At 35.6% G+C, this 18187-nt stretch carries 13 protein-coding genes; 7 read left to right on the top strand and 6 right to left on the bottom strand.

Annotation, left to right across the window (positions count from 1 at the left end; translation table 11 throughout):
- Positions 1-2: 2 nt before the first annotated feature.
- On the bottom strand, positions 3-1022 hold the full coding sequence (locus BUC21_RS13550) for an electron transfer flavoprotein subunit alpha/FixB family protein (RefSeq protein ID WP_073403321.1): 1020 nt from the start codon (positions 1020-1022) through the stop codon (positions 3-5).
- Between the two features lie 21 nt (positions 1023-1043).
- Complete coding sequence (locus BUC21_RS13545) at positions 1044-1916, bottom strand: electron transfer flavoprotein subunit beta/FixA family protein (RefSeq protein WP_073403319.1); 873 nt, start codon at positions 1914-1916, stop codon at positions 1044-1046.
- A 450-nt stretch (positions 1917-2366) separates the two neighbouring features.
- On the opposite strand from BUC21_RS13545, the gene BUC21_RS13540 reads away from it, so the two are divergent.
- Positions 2367-5441: a response regulator gene (locus BUC21_RS13540; RefSeq protein WP_073403317.1), complete on the top strand. Its 3075-nt coding sequence runs from the start codon at positions 2367-2369 to the stop codon at positions 5439-5441.
- Positions 5442-5659: 218 nt separating this feature from the next.
- Here the strand turns inward: BUC21_RS13540 and BUC21_RS13535 are convergent, their stop codons facing one another.
- Complete coding sequence (locus tag BUC21_RS13535) at positions 5660-6850, bottom strand: C1 family peptidase (RefSeq protein WP_073403315.1); 1191 nt, start codon at positions 6848-6850, stop codon at positions 5660-5662.
- 100 nt (positions 6851-6950) lie between these two features.
- On the opposite strand from BUC21_RS13535, the gene BUC21_RS13530 reads away from it, so the two are divergent.
- Genes BUC21_RS13530 through fic form a run of 3 tightly spaced genes read left to right on the top strand, consistent with a single transcriptional unit; the run spans position 6951 to position 10944 of the window.
- On the top strand, positions 6951-9140 hold the full coding sequence (locus tag BUC21_RS13530; protein ID WP_073403313.1) for a cation:proton antiporter: 2190 nt from the start codon (positions 6951-6953) through the stop codon (positions 9138-9140).
- Between the two features lie 52 nt (positions 9141-9192).
- Positions 9193-10056 (top strand): patatin-like phospholipase family protein, encoded by an 864-nt coding sequence (locus BUC21_RS13525; RefSeq protein ID WP_073403311.1) that lies wholly within the window; start codon positions 9193-9195, stop codon positions 10054-10056.
- A gap of 9 nt (positions 10057-10065) precedes the next feature.
- Positions 10066-10944 (top strand): protein adenylyltransferase Fic, encoded by an 879-nt coding sequence (gene fic / locus BUC21_RS13520; protein ID WP_073403309.1) that lies wholly within the window; start codon positions 10066-10068, stop codon positions 10942-10944.
- 485 nt (positions 10945-11429) lie between these two features.
- On the opposite strand, the gene BUC21_RS13515 is transcribed toward fic, so the two are convergent.
- Entirely contained in the window at positions 11430-11870 is a 441-nt protein-coding gene (locus tag BUC21_RS13515) for a MarR family winged helix-turn-helix transcriptional regulator (protein WP_073403307.1), read from the bottom strand.
- A 113-nt stretch (positions 11871-11983) separates the two neighbouring features.
- The gene (locus BUC21_RS13510; RefSeq protein ID WP_073403305.1) at positions 11984-12532 is read right to left on the bottom strand and encodes a glutathione peroxidase; all 549 of its coding nucleotides are present in this window, start codon (positions 12530-12532) and stop codon (positions 11984-11986) included.
- 427 nt (positions 12533-12959) lie between these two features.
- Here BUC21_RS13510 and BUC21_RS13505 point away from each other — a divergent pair, with 427 nt between their 5' ends.
- From BUC21_RS13505 to BUC21_RS13495, 3 genes are all read left to right on the top strand, one after another.
- Positions 12960-13448 (top strand): GNAT family N-acetyltransferase, encoded by a 489-nt coding sequence (locus tag BUC21_RS13505; RefSeq protein ID WP_073403303.1) that lies wholly within the window; start codon positions 12960-12962, stop codon positions 13446-13448.
- Between the two features lie 71 nt (positions 13449-13519).
- On the top strand, positions 13520-14068 hold the full coding sequence (locus BUC21_RS13500) for a Crp/Fnr family transcriptional regulator (RefSeq protein WP_073403301.1): 549 nt from the start codon (positions 13520-13522) through the stop codon (positions 14066-14068).
- Between the two features lie 74 nt (positions 14069-14142).
- Positions 14143-14910 carry an EFR1 family ferrodoxin gene (locus BUC21_RS13495; protein WP_073403299.1) on the top strand — a complete coding sequence of 256 codons (768 nt, stop codon included), beginning with the start codon at positions 14143-14145 and terminating at the stop codon, positions 14908-14910.
- 110 nt (positions 14911-15020) lie between these two features.
- Here the strand turns inward: BUC21_RS13495 and BUC21_RS13490 are convergent, their stop codons facing one another.
- On the bottom strand, positions 15021-18164 hold the full coding sequence (locus BUC21_RS13490) for an efflux RND transporter permease subunit (RefSeq protein WP_073403298.1): 3144 nt from the start codon (positions 18162-18164) through the stop codon (positions 15021-15023).
- Positions 18165-18187 lie beyond the last annotated feature (23 nt).

Here is an 18187-nt window from a genome sequence, read left to right as displayed (position 1 = left end):
TACTACTTCGAATTTTGTTTATAGTACTTAATCATCTTCGGCACAACTTCTTCTACTGTTCCGTTGATAACATAGTCTGCTATTGTGTTGATTGGTGCATCCGGATCATTATTAATAGAGATAATCATAGAGCTTTCCTGCATACCTGCGATATGCTGAATCTGACCTGAAATACCGCAAGCGATATACAGTTTAGGGCGAACGGTTACACCGGTCTGACCAATCTGACGATCATGTTCTGCAAATCCTGCATCAACAGCTGCACGAGAAGCACCAACTTCTCCGTTCAGTACTTTGGCAAGATCGAAAAGTAACTTAAAGTTATCTTTAGAGCCAACACCGTAACCTCCGGCTACAACGATAGGAGCTCCTTTAATATTTGTTTTTGATTTTTCTATGTGGCGTTCAATAACCTTCACTACATAGTCGGCATCTGCTACATATTTACCAACTTCGTGACGAATAACCTTTCCTTTATAATCATTAGAAAGGATTTGTTTCTTCATTACACCTTCACGAACGGTTGCCATCTGTGGGCGGTGTTCAGGGTTAACAATTGTAGCAACAATGTTACCACCAAAAGCAGGACGGATTTGATAAAGAAGATCTTTATATACTTTATTTTCTTTCTTTTCTTCGTGATCACCAATCTCAAGAGCAGTACAGTCGGCTGTTAGTCCGCTGGTTAAAGCAGAAGATACACGAGGACCAAGGTCGCGACCAATAACAGTTGCTCCCATCAGGCAGATCTGAGGTTTTTCTTCTTTGAATAGATTAACAAGAATTGATGTATGAGGAAGAGAAGTATAAGGATAGAGGCCTTCAGCGTCGAATACGTGCAATTTATCTACTCCATAAGGTAATACTTGCTTTTCAATATCGTCTAATTTGTAACCGGCAACAATTGCCTCCAATTGGCATTTTAACTGGTTAGCTAAAGAGCGGCCTTTAGTAAGCAACTCAAGGCTTACGTCAGCAATGATGCCGTCTTCTATTTCGCAATATACAAATAAATTGTTCATTTTTAGTACTTTCTTTAGTGATTAACCAATTGTGTGATTTGCCAATAGTTCAACAATAAGATCTTCAACTTCTCTGTCAGAAGCAGAAAGAGTTTTGCTCTCTTTGGCCTGGAAAACAATATTTTGAATTGCTTTAACCTTAGTAGGAGAACCAGAAAGACCGCATTGTGCAGTATCTCCGTTAACGTCAGTAACACTCCATTCTGGAAGGTTCAGATAATCTCTTGTGTCATACAGATCGGTATAATCAAGATTTCCCTGTTGTTTTTCTGTAACAGTTTTAGCATGTTTGTACTTTTGCACAAGCTTGGCGTTACGTGGGCGACAAGGAGCTGCTGAACCATTTACTGTTATTACAATAGGAAGCGGACCTTCTACTGTTTCAATACCACCATCAATGTGGCGTTTAACAGTAATGCGACCATTCTCAATTTTTTCAATTTCTTCAGCGTAAGTAATCTGAGTTAATCCCAGCTTTTCAGCAACCTGTGGACCAACCTGAGCGGTATCACCGTCAATAGCCTGACGACCACCGATAATTACATCAAAATCCTTTATCTTACGTATTGCAGTAGCAAGTGCATAAGAAGTAGCCAACGTGTCTGCTCCGGCAAATGCTCTGTCGGTCAACAAATAACCATTGTCAGCTCCGCGATACAGGCCTTCACGAATAATATCAGCGGCGCGTCCTGGACCCATTGTCAGGATTGTTACGGTAGAACCGGGATGTGCATCTTTCAAACGGAGCGCTTGCTCAAGGGCATTTAAGTCCTCAGGATTGAAGATGGCCGGAAGTGCCGCACGATTAATAGTTCCGTCGGCTTTCATGGCATCTTTCCCAACGTTACGTGTGTCGGGAACTTGTTTTGCCAATACAATAATCTTTAAACTCATGTTATTAATTTTAGTATTAGTATTTTATACACATATAAGTAAGCTAACAAACAGGATGATAACTTGCTGTATAATCAGCCTGCAAAATTACTCAAACAGTTGATTCTACAAAACTTTATTCTTTAAAAATGCACAAAAATAGCTCTTATGAGCAAATGAAAAAGGCTTGTATTTGTGAATAAATGAAATGAACTATAAATTATTTTTAATTAGCATAAAATTTGCCCTATCTTAAAGATGAAATCGGAAGCAGAATATGAAACATCAATATAAATAGTACGATATTATATTTTAATGGTGTTATTTTGATATTATACGGAAAAATAGTGCTAATGAAATAGGAATGGTTTCATCGTTTTTTTTATGTTTGCATTCTATAAAAGACCAATTTGCTCGCAAAAACACAAATTAAATATCTTTTGTAGATAATTAATACATAAAACCGATACGATGACACAATATAGATTTTTTTACTCTTTTCTTCTTTTTTTCCTCTTTTTCTTAACAAGAATTGAAGCTCTACCTGCACCGATTAAAGATTATGTATTAATTATCAATTCGTATAACGAAGGGAATTTATGGGCAGAGAAAATTCAGGATAAAATAATTAAGTCGATTGATAATAAGAAAAATATATCTGTCGGTATTGAATATCTTGATAATTGCAGATTTTCTTCCATGAAGGATGTGTCTCATAGGGCAGATAGTTTATATAGAGATTATAAAATAAAACCTAAAGCTGTTGTTGTTATTGGAGAAGCAGGATGGATTGTTTATCGTAATACACTACCTGAATCTTGGAAAGAAATACCAATTGTACTAACATCGGCCAAAAGATATACTACTTCTCTCGAAAATCTTATTTCCGGAAAAGAGATTGATTCTAAAATGCTTATTCCCTACAAGGAAGCTGCAAAAGGTTTTAATGTAACAGGTGTTTTTCACCCTGTCCACATAAAGCAGACAATACAATTGATGAAGAAGTTAATGCCTAAAATGACGAAGATAGCATTTATCTCCGATAAAAGGTATACAAGTACTTATAACAGATTTCTATTTAAATATATACGAAAGAAATATTTCCCCGATTTAAAGGAAATTTCGTTGTGCCAGAAAGATCTTTCTACAAATAAGTTGCTAAATTCTTTGTCTGAAATGGATAAAAATACCGGTCTGCTTTATCATGGGTGGTACGAAGATGGTAATACTGGCATTTCTTCAAATAACAGGACGGAGAAGATGATTAGCAGCTTTACCGATTTACCAATGTTTGGTTTGACTGATTTTGGAGATGATTTAGGAGATTTTGCAGGAGGATATTATTCAACCAGCGAAGACTATGGAAACAAATCCGGTGAAATTTTGAATATGGTTCTTAATGGTAAGAAAGCAAACGAAATTCCTTTTCAGCTAGCTCCATTTCCACGCGCTCATCTGAATTATCGAAATCTAATTCAAACAGGACTCGACAAAAAATACTATCCTTCCGATGCTGTATATTTGCATAAACCTGCCAGCTTCTTCGAAGAAAATATAATTCTTATAATATCTCTAGTAAGTATTCTGCTGATTTGTTTTTCTATTCTTTTATCGAAGATATGGTTTTTGAAAAAAGAAAAGAATACAAATGAAAAAATGAAATTGTTTTTCACAAACATTCTTGATAACATTCCGGTAGCAATATGTGTGAGAGATTTTACTGACAATAAGTTTATCTATTGGAATAAGAGGATGGAGGATATTACACTGATCAAACCCAAAGAGGCAATTGGAAAAACTAATAAGGAATTGTTCTCTCCCGAAATATATAGAAAACATCAGGAAATTGATAAAAGACTAATGAAGGAGGGACATTCTATCAGCTATGAAGAGGAATTCCTTTTTTCTGATAATAAGTTACATTCGATTAATATATCTAAGGCTCTTATAAAAACAGATAAAGATCCTGCTTACATGCTGTTTAGTGGCTGGGATGTTACAGAACTGAAAACGATTCAACGGAAGTTTCAGACAGCAAATAACCAGTTGGCAATGGTTATGGATGCTGGAGAAATTATTTCCTGGATATGGGATGTAAGAGGCGGAACAATAACTTTTGATTATGATTATCAGAAGAATGAGGATTATCTGCCGGAAATGAAGAGTCTGACAAAACCTTTGGAGGATGTACTTTCACTTACTCACCCTGATGATGTTGAGCGAGCATTTATAACTTTCAGTAACTTTCTTGAAGGTAAATCTGATAGAGTTGATCTTGATCTCAGGGTTAATTTCTATGGTAATGGTTACGAATGGTATGAATTGCAAGGTATGGTTACAGAGCGTGATAAAGATGGCTCAATTCTTTTTGTTACTGGATCGGGTATCAATATTACCAAGAGAAAGCAAACAGAACAAGCTTTGTTTGAGGCAAAAGAGAAAGCAGAGGAATCAAATCGTCTTAAATCTGCTTTCCTGGCAAACATGAGCCATGAGATACGCACTCCATTGAATGCTATAGTAGGCTTCTCTAGAATTCTGGCAGATATTAATAGCGGCGAAATGGAAAATCAGTTTGCTGGTATTATTGAAAGCAATAATAATTTATTGCTGCAATTAATTAATGACATTCTCGATCTTTCTAAAATAGAGGCCGGAACATTGGAATTTGTATATTCTAATGTCGATATAAATACCTTATTTGATGAAATAGAACAATCTTCTGCCATGAAAGTCGATCAGAATGCTGTAAAAATAGTATTCAAGGATAAGTTACCTAAATGTGTTATTCATACAGAGAGAAATCGATTGTCACAGGTTATTTCAAACTTTATATCTAATTCCATCAAGTTTACGGAGCAGGGCAGCATTACATTTGGATATACTTTATCGGAAGAGAAACTACGTTTTTATGTAACAGATACTGGATGTGGTATTCCTAAGAATAAACAGAGTTCTGTTTTTGATCGTTTTGTTAAGTTGAATACATTTGCTCAAGGCACAGGATTGGGATTGTCTATTTGTGCTTCCATTGTATACAAACTAGGTGGTGAAATTGGTGTTGACTCGGAAGAGGGTATAGGCTCTACTTTTTGGTTTACTATTCCTTATAAGCCGGTTGATACAGATGAGGAAGAATATTTCGATGATTCTGATAAGAAATCTGTGTTGAAAAGTAATGCAGAAAAAGTAACTTTGTTAGTTGCCGAAGACGACAATAGTAACTATAAATTAATGGAAGCTATTCTTGGCAAAGATTATGAACTTATTCATGCCTGGAATGGTGAAGAGGCTGTAAAGTTATACAATAATCATCAGCCCGATCTGATTCTAACAGATATAAAAATGCCTGTTATGGATGGATATGAACTAGTTCAAAAGATAAGAATGCATTCAAAGGAGATTCCTGTTATAGCTGTAACAGCTTATGCTTCGGAAGAAGATAGAAGCAAGATTAGTGAAGGTGGCTTTAACGATTTCGTGGCCAAGCCTATTAATGCTTTGTTGCTGAAAGAAAAAATTAATGCTTTGCTGAATAATAACTAAAGCAAGGATGAATGGCATAAGACGTTTTATAATGTAACATATGCTGCCGGATTAGCTGTTTATAGGCCTCTTTAAGAAACCTCACAAGGGAAGATTCCCGTAAGATATACCAGGTTGCTGCTAGGTAGATTCTGAAACAAAAAGGTTCGGATAGTATAGAAAACTACCCGAACCTTTTTTTATTTCTTAATAGAAGAATATATCTTCAATCGCGAATATTACAACTTAATTCCAAGCTTGTCAGCAATCTCTTTAGGAAGAGCATTTTTGTGAACAAGGATATTTATGGTTTTATACTTAACAAATGCTTTAGAAGCATACCAGGTACCTTTGTACTTGTTGTCAGTTCCCCATGAGTTCTTTACCATATAGTAATCTTTACCGTTCTGATCTTTTGCAATACCGTAGATAAGCATGCCGTGATCGTCTGTTGTTTCCCAATTATCGAAAGCTTCCTGACGCATTTTTTGAGTAATCTCTTTCTCAGGTCTTGGTTTAGCAGTCAGTTCCTTGTTCTTTTCTTCTTTAGTTAAGCCAGTCCAGCGAGCCATGTCCGATCCACTTAAATCTGCAGTCTTAATTTCTTCAGGAACTACAGCAATACCGTTGCGGGTAAATCCTGTTTCACTAACGTCGCTTCCCCATGCTACAGTGTATCCGTTGTTTACAGCATTATCAATAACAGCCATAAATTCATCTAAAGGCAAGTTATATGATTCACCATTACGCCAGTTATCCTGAATCTCAATAGCAAACTGAGTATAGAATTTGTGATGAGTATATGAAGTAATTGAAACATAGTCGTCAGCATTCAATTCCAGTTCTCTGGCAAATGCTTTTGCATCGTATTTCTTTCCGTTATAATTGAAATATTCAGGACGTGCGCCAAGGTAGTTGCTAACCACAGCATCAAAACCTCTTTTCCATACCGGAGTAAGTTTCTTTAAGGTACTTTTTGCTATAGCATCAAGATATCCTTTCATTACAGCATCCAACTCGTTGTGAACAGGAAGAGAATCGCCATAATGCAATCCGGTCATGGCTTCCTGTGGTTCCAGCCCATAGTTCTTCAGACAGTACATTACATCATAAAAACTACCTCCAGGTCCGAATGAACCCTCACTGTGAAGACGAACATATTTTTCGGCACGGTCTTCCATTGTATGGTGTACAATATACATTTCAGAAAGGTCATAAGTACCTTTGCCTTTGCGAAGTAATTCCGATTCAAGGAATGCTGCACCTGAGAAGCTCCAACATGTACTTGAACGGTTCTGGTTCTTGATAGATGTTATAGGGTTTTCTTTTACTGTAGTGAAAACAAATCCTTCCTCTTTTTTCGCTTTTTCTTTCGCCGAAATACTAAAGCAGAGGGCGGAAAAAAGAACAATACTAATAATCTTTTTCATAAAATCTACTTATATTTATTTATATTTTAGGCAAAGATAAGTAATGGAGAATTAAAAAATATTATATTTGTTAATAATTTCAGATAAATTAAAGACACTTATGAGTAAAGTAAAGAAAGACTATCTGATATATTTTATAATGCTGGTTCTATTCTCTGGTCTGATTTATGTGGCGTTGGAGGAAGGAGGTCGTTTTGATCATTTTTCCGTGGTGCATATTCCACAAGGAGGCTCATCAGATAGTTTTCAGATGTTTAAAAATATATTGATCGAAAAAGTAAATAGTCCGTTTACAATTTTATTGTTGCAGATAATTGTGATATTGTTTACTGTTCGTCTTTTTTCTTATCTGTTTAAATATATTGGTCAGCCAGGTGTTATAGGTGAAATAGTTGCAGGTATTGTACTTGGTCCATCCTTGTTCGGCTATTTATTTCCAGATTTTTTTGGATTTCTTTTCCGGCCTGATTCACTCGGAAATCTTCAGATTGTAAGTCAGATTGGACTTATTCTGTTTATGTTCGTAATAGGCATGGAACTGGATTTTAGTACGCTCAAAAATAAGATAAACGAAACGCTCGTTATAAGTCATGCCGGAATATTGGTTCCTTTTTTTCTTGGTGTGATTTCCTCATACTGGATTTATGAAGAGTATGCCGCACAACAAACAGCTTTTTTGCCTTTTGCTCTTTTTATCGGTATTTCCATGAGTATAACAGCTTTTCCAGTACTTGCTCGTATTATTCAGGAAAAGAATCTTACGAAAACGCCAATTGGTATTCTATCTATTGCTTCGGCTGCAAATGATGATGTTACCGCATGGTGCTTACTGGCAGTTGTTATTGCTATTTCAAAAGCCGGAACATTGGGAAGTGCACTGTATGCTGTGGCTCTTACCTTTGTATACATAGCTGTAATGTTTTTAGTGATTCGCCCATTCCTGAGAAAAGTTGGGAATGTATATGCAAATAAAGAGGTGATTAATAAAACCTTTGTAGGGTTTATCTTTATTATATTAATAGTTTCATCCACATTAACGGAGGTTCTCGGTATTCATGCTTTGTTTGGAGCTTTTATTGCCGGAGTAGTGATGCCGTCAAATTTTGGCTTTCGTAAGGTCTTGATGGAGAAAGTGGAGGATGTTTCTCTGGTATTCTTTCTTCCTCTTTTCTTTGCTTTCACTGGGTTGCATACTCAAATAGGACTAATTAACAGCCCAAGTTTATTTGGCGTTCTGGGATTGCTGGTAGCTGTTGCCATTGCAGGAAAGCTTGGCGGTTGTACAATTGCTGCCCGATTGGTTGGAGAATCATGGAAAAATAGCTTGATAGTAGGTACCTTGATGAATACCCGCGGATTGATGCAATTGGTTGCGCTGAACATTGGGTATGAAATGGGGATACTTCCTCCTTCTATCTTTGTAATCCTCATTATCATGGCTTTAGTCACTACATTTATGACTACGCCCCTTCTTACTTTAGTGGAAAAAATATTTGAAATAACAAAACCACCAATAAGTCTGACAAAGAAGCTTATTCTTTGTTTTGGTCGAATAGAGTCGGGTAGGGATTTGCTTTCTGTGTATGAGTTACTTTTTGGACCTAGATTGAAACAAAAAGAACTGATTGCTGCACATTATACATTGGGCACAGATGTGAATCCAATACAGGCAAAACAGTATGAGGAAGAAAGCTTTGATTTATTAAATACAGAAGCGCAAAGAGCTTCAATAAAGGTTGATTGCCGCTATAAAGTTACAGATAAGCTGATACAGGATATAACACATCTGGTTCAAACGGAGAATCCTGACTTATTATTACTGGGTGCCGGTAGTAATTACATGTTGGAAGGCGGAACTCAGGTACTTCCTCTTCTTGGCTTATTCAGGAATAAAGTAGACGATATTATTGGGCAGGTGAATTGTGATGTTGCGGTTTTTGTTAATCGAGGTTATCAGCATGGTGATATTGCAATAGTTCTTGGCGGAGCAATTGATTCTTTCATGTTGTTTTATCTTGAATCGTTGCTGATGAATGGAATAAAAGATATTCAATTATATCTGTTTGTTGGCGATGATAAGTTTACAAAAAAGGTGAACGATCTTTTAGAAAACTATCCTGAACAGGTTGTTTTGCATCCTATTCATGATTTGTCTGAGATTAGCTATAGAAGTGTGGATGGATTATTAATTCTGAGTCATACTGTTTGTGAAAAAATAGCCGAGAATAAGGAAGAATATGAGGCTTTGCCATCGTTATTGGTTATGAGTCCCAAAAGCAATACGAAATAAATTGATTAATTTTTCTTTCTGTCTTTACTTTATATAAAAGAGTATATTAGAAATGACAATAGATAACAATACCGGATTAGTTCTTGAAGGTGGCGGTATGCGCGGGGTTTTTACCTGTGGTGTTTTGGATTATTTCATGGATCACAATATCCGTTTTCCTTATACCATAGGAGTTTCAGCGGGTGCCTGCAATGGCTTATCGTATATTTCCCGTCAGCGTGGACGTGCCAAATACAGTAACATTGATTTGCTCGATAAATACCATTATATAGGCTTAAAGCATCTTCTAAAAAAGAGGAATATCATGGACTACGATCTTCTTTTCGGTGAGTTTCCTGAAAGAATCCTTCCTTATGATTACGATGCCTATTTTTCTTCGCCCGATAGGTTTGTAATGGTCACAACCAATTGTGAAACCGGAGAAGCCAATTACTTTGAAGAAAAGAAAGACAAACAGCGCGTACTCGATATTTGCAAAGCCTCAAGCAGTTTGCCGTTTGTCTGCCCCATAGTTTATGTAGATGGTGTTCCAATGCTGGATGGTGGAATTGTGGATTCTATACCTTTACTTCGTGCAGTGGAAGACGGATATCAGAATAATGTAGTGGTTTTAACCCGCAACAGAGGTTATAGAAAAGAAGCAAAAGATCACAAAATACCTTCTATTATTTATCGCAAGTACCCAAATATCCGTGAAGCCTTAAGCCGTCGTTGTGCTGTGTATAATGAACAACTTGAAATGGTAGAGCGAATGGAAGATGAAGGGCAGATTACCGTTATCCGTCCGGAAAAGCCAATAGTTGTAGATAGAATTGAAAAAGATGTGATGAAACTCACAGATTTGTATAATGAAGGTTATGCTTGTGCTGGGAAAATAATGCATTCTGTGGCACAAAATATCCATCCAACTATATAATTTAAAACGATGGCAGAAAAGATATCAATTCGATTTTTCGATGATCGCGAAGTGAGAGCCATTTGGGACGAAGAAAATTCAAAATGGTGGTTTTCAGTACTCGATATAGTTGGTGTACTGAATGCTCAAGATGATTATTCAAAGAATCGTAACTATTGGAAATTTCTGAAGACCAAGTTAAGGAAAGAACAAAATGAAGTGGTTAGTGACACTAACCAGTTGAAATTGTTGGCTCCGGATGGAAAACGAAGGCTTACCGATGTGTTAGATATGGATGGAGTTATAGCATTAGCTAGTTGTTTCCCAAATGTTAAGGCTACGCGCTTCATACAATGGTTCACCAATAGTGATGAAACAATCGATGGGCGGAGTAAATCGAAAGCATACGCACTATTTGAAAGCAGCATGATAGATAATATTGAAGTAGGTACTGTTAAAGGTCTTCAACAAATTCATGCTTATCTGTTCGGCGGACTATATGACTTTGCCGGACAAATACGCACTGTGAATATAGCAAAAGGCGGATTCCAGTTTGCAATGGTTCAATATTTATCACAAACACTGGCTAATATTGAGTCTATGCCCGAAGATAGTGTGGAAAACATCATTGACAAATATGTGGAAATGAATATAGCGCATCCTTTTCGTGAGGGAAATGGTCGTACTACAAGAATATGGCTCGACTTAATGCTTAAACGAAGTTTAAAGATATGCGTTGATTGGAGTCTTATCAACAAGAAAGAGTATTTAGATGCCATGAAACGCAGCGTAATGGATGCAACAAACATAAAACAACTGCTACAATCGGCTCTTACTAATAAGATTGCCGACAGAGAAACTTTTATGAAAGGCATTGACTATTCCTATTATTACGAACAGGAAGATTAAAAATTATTTATATTGTGTAACTGGTGAAGCCAATTACTCTCCAGGAAAAATAAAAAAAACGAAAATTATCTGCCACCTGCTACTAAATAGGTGCTAAGTTGTTGATAACTAAATATATAATTTAGTAGCAGATCCAATTTATACTCATTTATCTTCCACCAGATCTCCCACCAATCTGCTACTGCCTGATTTCCACTACAAATAATCAATTGATATAACCTGTTCAAAGCTTGCGTTATTAAATCGGAAATAAATTATATATTTACTGTTAATTTGCTGGAAACAAGGTGGATATAAACAATGTATTGCTGATTGGTAAGTTGTTTGCTCCATGAAAATAAGTAACCCCGCGGCCGCGGGGTTATGGGACTGCATTCGAGGGCTTATCGGTTTACGGTCGCGGGCCGATGGGTTCACGGCTGCAGGCTTACTTAACTTTCCTTTAAATTCCTCAAATAACTTATCAATTTTTTATCAAAGTCCCGTTATCGTTGTTCTGCTTTCAGGATCAGTTTATCCAGCGTTTCGCGCAGACTTAGATATTCTTCTTCTGACAAATCCAGACAATTAGCCATTTCATGAGGAACCTCAATAGCCTTTTTCTGCAGTTCTGTGCCAGCTTTCGTTAGTTTAATAATAACAGTGCGTTCGTCTTCTTTGCTCCTCTTACGATGAATATAACCGGTGGCTTCCAGACGCTTCAGCAGTGGAGACAATGTTCCTGTATCCAGTTTAAGTGTTTCACTGAGTGAATTTACCGGTATTCCGTCTTTTTCCCACAGGGCCATCATAACCAAATATTGCGGATAAGTTAAATCCAGCTCGTTTAGAAACGGGCGGTAATGATTCGTAATAGCACGGTTTAGGCGATATACACGAAAGCAAATCTGGTTCTCTAGTTTTAACTCGGGGTAATTCTCTTTCATAATCTCATTATATTTGCCGCAAAATTACAGAAAATATAATTGTGTGCGATTAATTTGCTATATGAAATAGTTCGCTGCTTGCAAAGACGGCGAACTATTTCATTTTTTTTAGATTACAGCAGGCTCTTAATTTCTGCTTCAACCTTAGCCATATCTTCAGTTGGTTCGAAACGTTTCACCACTTCACCATTGCGGTTGATAAGGAATTTTGTGAAGTTCCATTTAATTTCTGCATTCTCCTTATAATTGGGGTTTTCCTTTGAAAGCATATCATCAAGGATTTTTGCTATCGGGTGATTCATGTCAAATCCGGCAAAGCTTTTTTCGCTCTTTAAGAACTTGAACAAGTCACTAGCGTTATCTCCGTTTACCTCTAGTTTCTTAAATTGTGGAAATTGCACATCGTAGTTCAAAGTGCAGAACTCATGAATTTCTTCATCAGTACCTGCTGCCTGATTGGCAAACTGATTGCAAGGGAAATCAAGAACAACAAATTCCTGATCCTTATACTCTTCATAGATTTTCTCCAATTCTGTGTACTGAGGGGTAAAACCGCATGCTGTTGCTGTGTTTACTACTAACAAAACTTTACCTGCATATTCGTTCAAAGATACGTCGTTTCCTTTTCTGTCTTTTACTGTGAAATTATAAACTGTGCTCATATTCTTCTATTTTTTAGTTTGTTATTACTGACTTTATAATCGTTCTTTTTATTTTTATAATGCGAATATATACAAAATTAAATTGTGCACAATGTAATTGGATGAAAATTTATCGTTCATTAACTTAATACTTTATTTTCTGCTTTGTAGCAAGACATGCAGCTACAGCAAAAAATCTCATTAAAAAACCGCAAATGGTCCTCGAAAGGGTGAGGGTAGTACCATTTTGTGATGGTTTGGTGATGGTTCAAAATGCTACCCTCACTAATTTATAATATTGATTTACAGTGGGATGAATGGAAAAGGTGACGGAGTGAGGGATGGTTTTAAAAAATATTTTTTGAGATTAAATTTCGGTAATAGCTAAGTAAATCTATATATTTGTAAAATATGATGATTCGTTGGATTTTATTATAAAGACAGAACTATGGAGCCAATTATAACTAAAAACCTTTTAATTCGGGAAATAATGCCATCGGATATAAATGTTCTATTGTCTGTTTATTCAAAAGAGGAAAATATGAAGTATATCTCTAGTGGTAAATATGATTGGACTGTTGAAGATCTGAAAGGCAAATATGAGAAAGTAAATACTGATGGTTATCCTCAAGGGTATGGCATTTTTTCTGTTGTTGCTGATGGGAAAATTATTGGTGAGGCAGGACTATTCAATTCTTTTGAAAATAAGAAGATTCTTGAATTAGGTTATATTCTTGATAATAAATATTGGAATAGAGGCTATGGCACTGAAATTTGTGAAGGGTTACTGAATTATGGCTTTAATGTATTAGGTCTAGAAAAGATTATAGCACGCATGTATCCTGAGAATATTGGTTCGATAAGAATCTGTGAGAAATTGAACTTTGTAAAAGTTGATGTTGCAAATGTAGTCTATTACCAATATGAAATAATATAATTGCGGATTTTTTTACAAACAGAGTTGAGAAATAAAAAACAAATAAAATATTAGTAGAAAAAATATAAAAAATGGATGATATAGATTTCCCTAAAGAATTAATCGCTGAATTCAGAAGCCGAGGCCTTGAAAAGAATATTAAAAGTCACATATATCTCATAAACAAAGGTGATTGGGTAAAGAAGGTATATCTTGTGCTTAAAGGAGGTCTGGTTGTTACTTATATAAATCCGAAAAACGGTGATGAAAAGGCCATCAATTTTTTTATTCCAGGTTTTCATGCATTAGCTACTATTTGCAATGCATTTTTGCCTGGAGAATCTTCGCAATATTATCTTAAGACTTTTACGAATACAAATGTTATTGAAATGGATAAAAGCGAGCTTGACCAACTGATTTGTATGCCAGAATATGCTAATGTATTTCATCAGTATTCTATAAGAACCCTGATGGAAAAGAATGCTATGCGGACTATGCTTATCAGCTTGGATAGCCTGGAGATGTTGCAGTATCTTAAACAAAAATATCCTCAGTTGTTGAATGAGGTTCCATCCAAATATATTGCTAATTATTTGGGAATTACCCCACAATGGCTAAGTAAACTGAAACATGAACTCTGAAAAATAAAACTAGTTTCAGATTTAGAAATAAATGTCAATGTATCTTTGCTGCCATAATTTTAAAAAATATAGATATGACGATATTTTATTTTACAGCAACAGGGAACTGTCTCGAAATTGTTAAGAAGATAGGTGGAAAGGGGGTATCTATACCTGCCATATTGAAAGGAGATCAGTTCGATTTCGAAGATGATGTTATCGGCTTAGTTGTCCCTAATCATCATGCCAATATTCCGATCCATGTAAAAGAGTTTATGAATAAGGCTCAATTAAAAGCTAATTACTTTTTTGGTATAGTTACCTATGGCGAAAATAATGCTGATGCAAATGAAAAGTTGCTCAAGGCCGGCAAACATTGTGGTATATCCTTTGATTATATTAATAGCATTAAAATGGTTGACAGTAGTTTCGTCTATTGGGATATAAAGAAACAGATAGACACCCTGCCTAAGAAGAAGGTTGACGAGCATCTGACGATTATCCGGAATGAAATAAATCAGAGACAGAAAAGAATTTATGGAGTCAATTTTGCGAACAGAGCAACAGGTTTTATAGCCTCTATTGTTTCGCAAGAAACGAAACATAACGAACGGTTTTATATTGAAGAAGATAAATGCATCCAGTGTGGAATATGTTTGAAAGTGTGTCCAATTGATAATATCATGATGGGAGATTATCCGATGATTCAGGATAAATGTATCCGATGTGGGGCTTGTACCCACAATTGTCCCCAAAATGCTATACGTTATCGTGGTGAAAAGAGTCGTGACAGATTTAGAAATCAGAACGTTAAACTTTCAGAGATAATCAATGCTAATGATTTCGTATACAGTGAGTCATAATAATCAGGAAACCCCATAATAAATAGACAATAATTTTTCAATTAAAAAAGGCTCAAAACGCATTAATGTTGTTTTGAGCCTTTTTACTTTTCAGTAGTGAGATATTAGAACTATTTATTTACAGCGATTTCTTCTTGCGCAACAATAACTTCTTTAACATATAATTTGTTTTTAAATTTAAAAGCAATTCTGTCTACTGTATAATAAGCCATCGGGACCAAAAATATTGTAAGAAATAGACTTGATAAAAGTCCTCCAACTAATACCCACCCTAACCCATTTTTCCACTCAGCTCCTGCTCCACTAGCCAAAGCAATTGGAAGCATACCAGCCACCATGGCAATCGTTGTCATTAATATAGGACGAAATCTTGTTTTTCCTGCCTGAATTAAAGCGATATATGTAGATTCTCCTTCGGCTTTACGATGATTAGCAAAATCCACAATTAAAATAGCATTTTTCGCAACTAATCCAAATAGCATGATCATCCCAAGCATTGTCATCATACTCATAGACGATTTTGCGAGACAAAGTGCTAAGAATGATCCAATAAATGCAACTGGTACTGAAATCAGAACTACAATAGGATAGATATAATTATCATATAAAGCAACCATAATCAGATACATCAAAATAATAGCAGCCAGTAAAGCAATCCCCAAAGAAGTAAATGAATCTCCCTGACGTTCTATATCACCGCTCCATTTCATATCAACTCCTGATGGCAAAGGTTTTTCTAATAATGATTTATTAATCTCATCAGCTAAAATACCAGATGTCATACCTAAAACGTTACTTTTTACTGTAACTGATGTACGTCTATCTTTTCGTTCTAACACACTTGGACCACTACCTTGTTCAACATTGGCAAACTGAGTAAGTCTGATTTGTTGTCCCTTATTATTGATAAAACAGATATTGCTTACATCTCCGGCATTACGCTTGTCAAAATTATCAAATTTAATATTTATATCATATTCATTGGTTCCAACCCTATATTTTGCATCAGTATTCCCAGAATAAGCATTCTGCATTGTTGCTCCTACAGTTGCAATATCCAAGCCTAATTGTGCCAATTTGTCCCTATCAATATTTACTTCTACCTCAGGATTTCCTTCTTCGACACTCAATGATACATCATTAGCGCCAGGAAGAGTCTCAATTTTCCGTTTCAATTCATTAGCTGTTTTCATTAACAACTCATTATTGGTGGAATTTAAAATAATCTGAATAGGCTCTCCACTATTTACAATCCCCAGAGTCGTTGAACGCAGTTTCACACCGGGAAACTTCGCTTCAATTCTTTTACCTATTTCAATCATATATTTCTCAGTAGAAAGGGTACGTTTCTCTTTTTCAACTAATTTTACTAATAGCTCTGATTTATATTCACTCCCAACAGATTTCATTGATTCCATACCTGTAGTACTTGGTCCAGCAATATTAGAAAAAACCATTTTAACTTCTGGTTGGCTAAGTAAATAATCTTCAACAGCTTTTGTTTGTAGATTATTTTCTGTTACTGTTGTTGTTTTATCAAACTCCAGTTTTAATTGAAATTTAGCCTGATCACCACCAGCCACAAGTTCACTTCCTAAAATACCCATCTGCATCATAAAATAAACACCGGCAAAAAGTGTAAATATTATAGATAAAAAGGTTATTTTATGGCACATAACCCAATGAAGTTGTTTTGTATACCATTCAGTTATCTTTTCAATCAGACGTTCGAACTGGATTAAAGGTTTATGTAACCAATTGTTGTTATCCAACTCTGTAATCTTACCAAACTTTGAAGATAGCCATGGAGTTAAGGTATAACATACCGCTAAACTTGTTAGTGTAGCTGTTACAATTGTAAGCGAAAACTGACGTAAAACATCACCTATCGTATTGTTAATAAATGCCATTGGTGCAAAAACAACCACAATAACCAAAGTAATAGCTAAAGCAGAGAAACCAATTTCATTTATACCATCTAGCGCAGCTTGATATTTGCTCTTTCCCAAACTAAGATGTCTATGTATATTTTCAAGGACAACAATTGAGTCGTCTACTAAAATACCAATAACAAGCGAAAGTGCCAGTAACGTCATTAAGTTTAATGAATATCCGCAAAGATACATTGCTATAAAGGAAGATATAAGCGAAGTTGGAATAGCAAGTAACACTATGAATGAATCTCGGACGCTATGCAAAAAAAGTATCATTATTACAGCCACTAACATAATTGCAATGACTAAATCATGCCCCACAGAATTAACGGATTCCATAGTAAAATCAGATGTATCATCAGCTATTACAATTTTAGTATTACTACTAATATATTGCTTTTCAATAGAAGCTATTTTTGCTTTTACCTCATTACTTATCTCTACAGCATTGGCATTACTTTGCTTTTTAATTATAATTCCAATGCCTTCCTTTCCATTATAACGGTTGATAGCGGTTTGCTCTTTAGTGACATCACTTACATCCGCTATATCACAGAGCTTTATTGCACTTCCGGTTGCAGGCTGTGCAACGGATAAGTTTTTCATTTGTTCTACCGAAGTGAATTTCCCTGTTAACCGGACAGTCATCTGGGCATTTCTGGTCTTGACCTTACCTGTTGGAAATTCAGTATTAGCATTATTAATAGCTTTAGTTACTTGCAAAATAGATAATCCATAATGTTCCAGCTTATCCTTATTCACATTAACCTGAATTTCTCTCTCTTGTCCACCAACCATTTTAATTTCTCCAATTCCCTTTATCTGCTGCAACTGTGGTTTTATCTCATTTTTTACCAAATCATAAAAACTGGCATTTGGCAAATTTGAGGTAGCAGTCAGCTGTATAATTGGCTGATCACTAGGAGTCATTTTAGAAATAGTCGGTGTCTTTACATCAGAAGGTAGATCTGATAAAATATTATTAAGTTTTCGTTGAACTTCCTGCTGCTTATCATTAATATCTGTTCCAGCATTAAATTCAGCAACAACTAAAGATATTCCTTCCATTGATTGCGAAGTGACATTTTTTATTCCGTCTACACTACAGATTTCATCTTCTATTTTTTTAGTAACTGTTTGTTCTACATTATTGGGAGCAGCTCCCGGATAAGGAGTAGACACAATAAGAGTTGGAGTCGACATCTCTGGAAACAACTCATAGTTCAGTTTTGTAAAACAAAAACCACCAATCAGCAATATTGCTGTAAAAAATACAACTATAAGCGAGGGCCTGTTTATTGCAATTTTAGTAATTGACATATTTTCTATTATTTAAATTATTT

The sequence above is a fragment of the Bacteroides luti genome, from assembly GCF_900128905.1.
Lineage (GTDB): Bacteria > Bacteroidota > Bacteroidia > Bacteroidales > Bacteroidaceae > Bacteroides > Bacteroides luti.
This window is presented reverse-complemented; position numbering and strand designations above follow the sequence as displayed.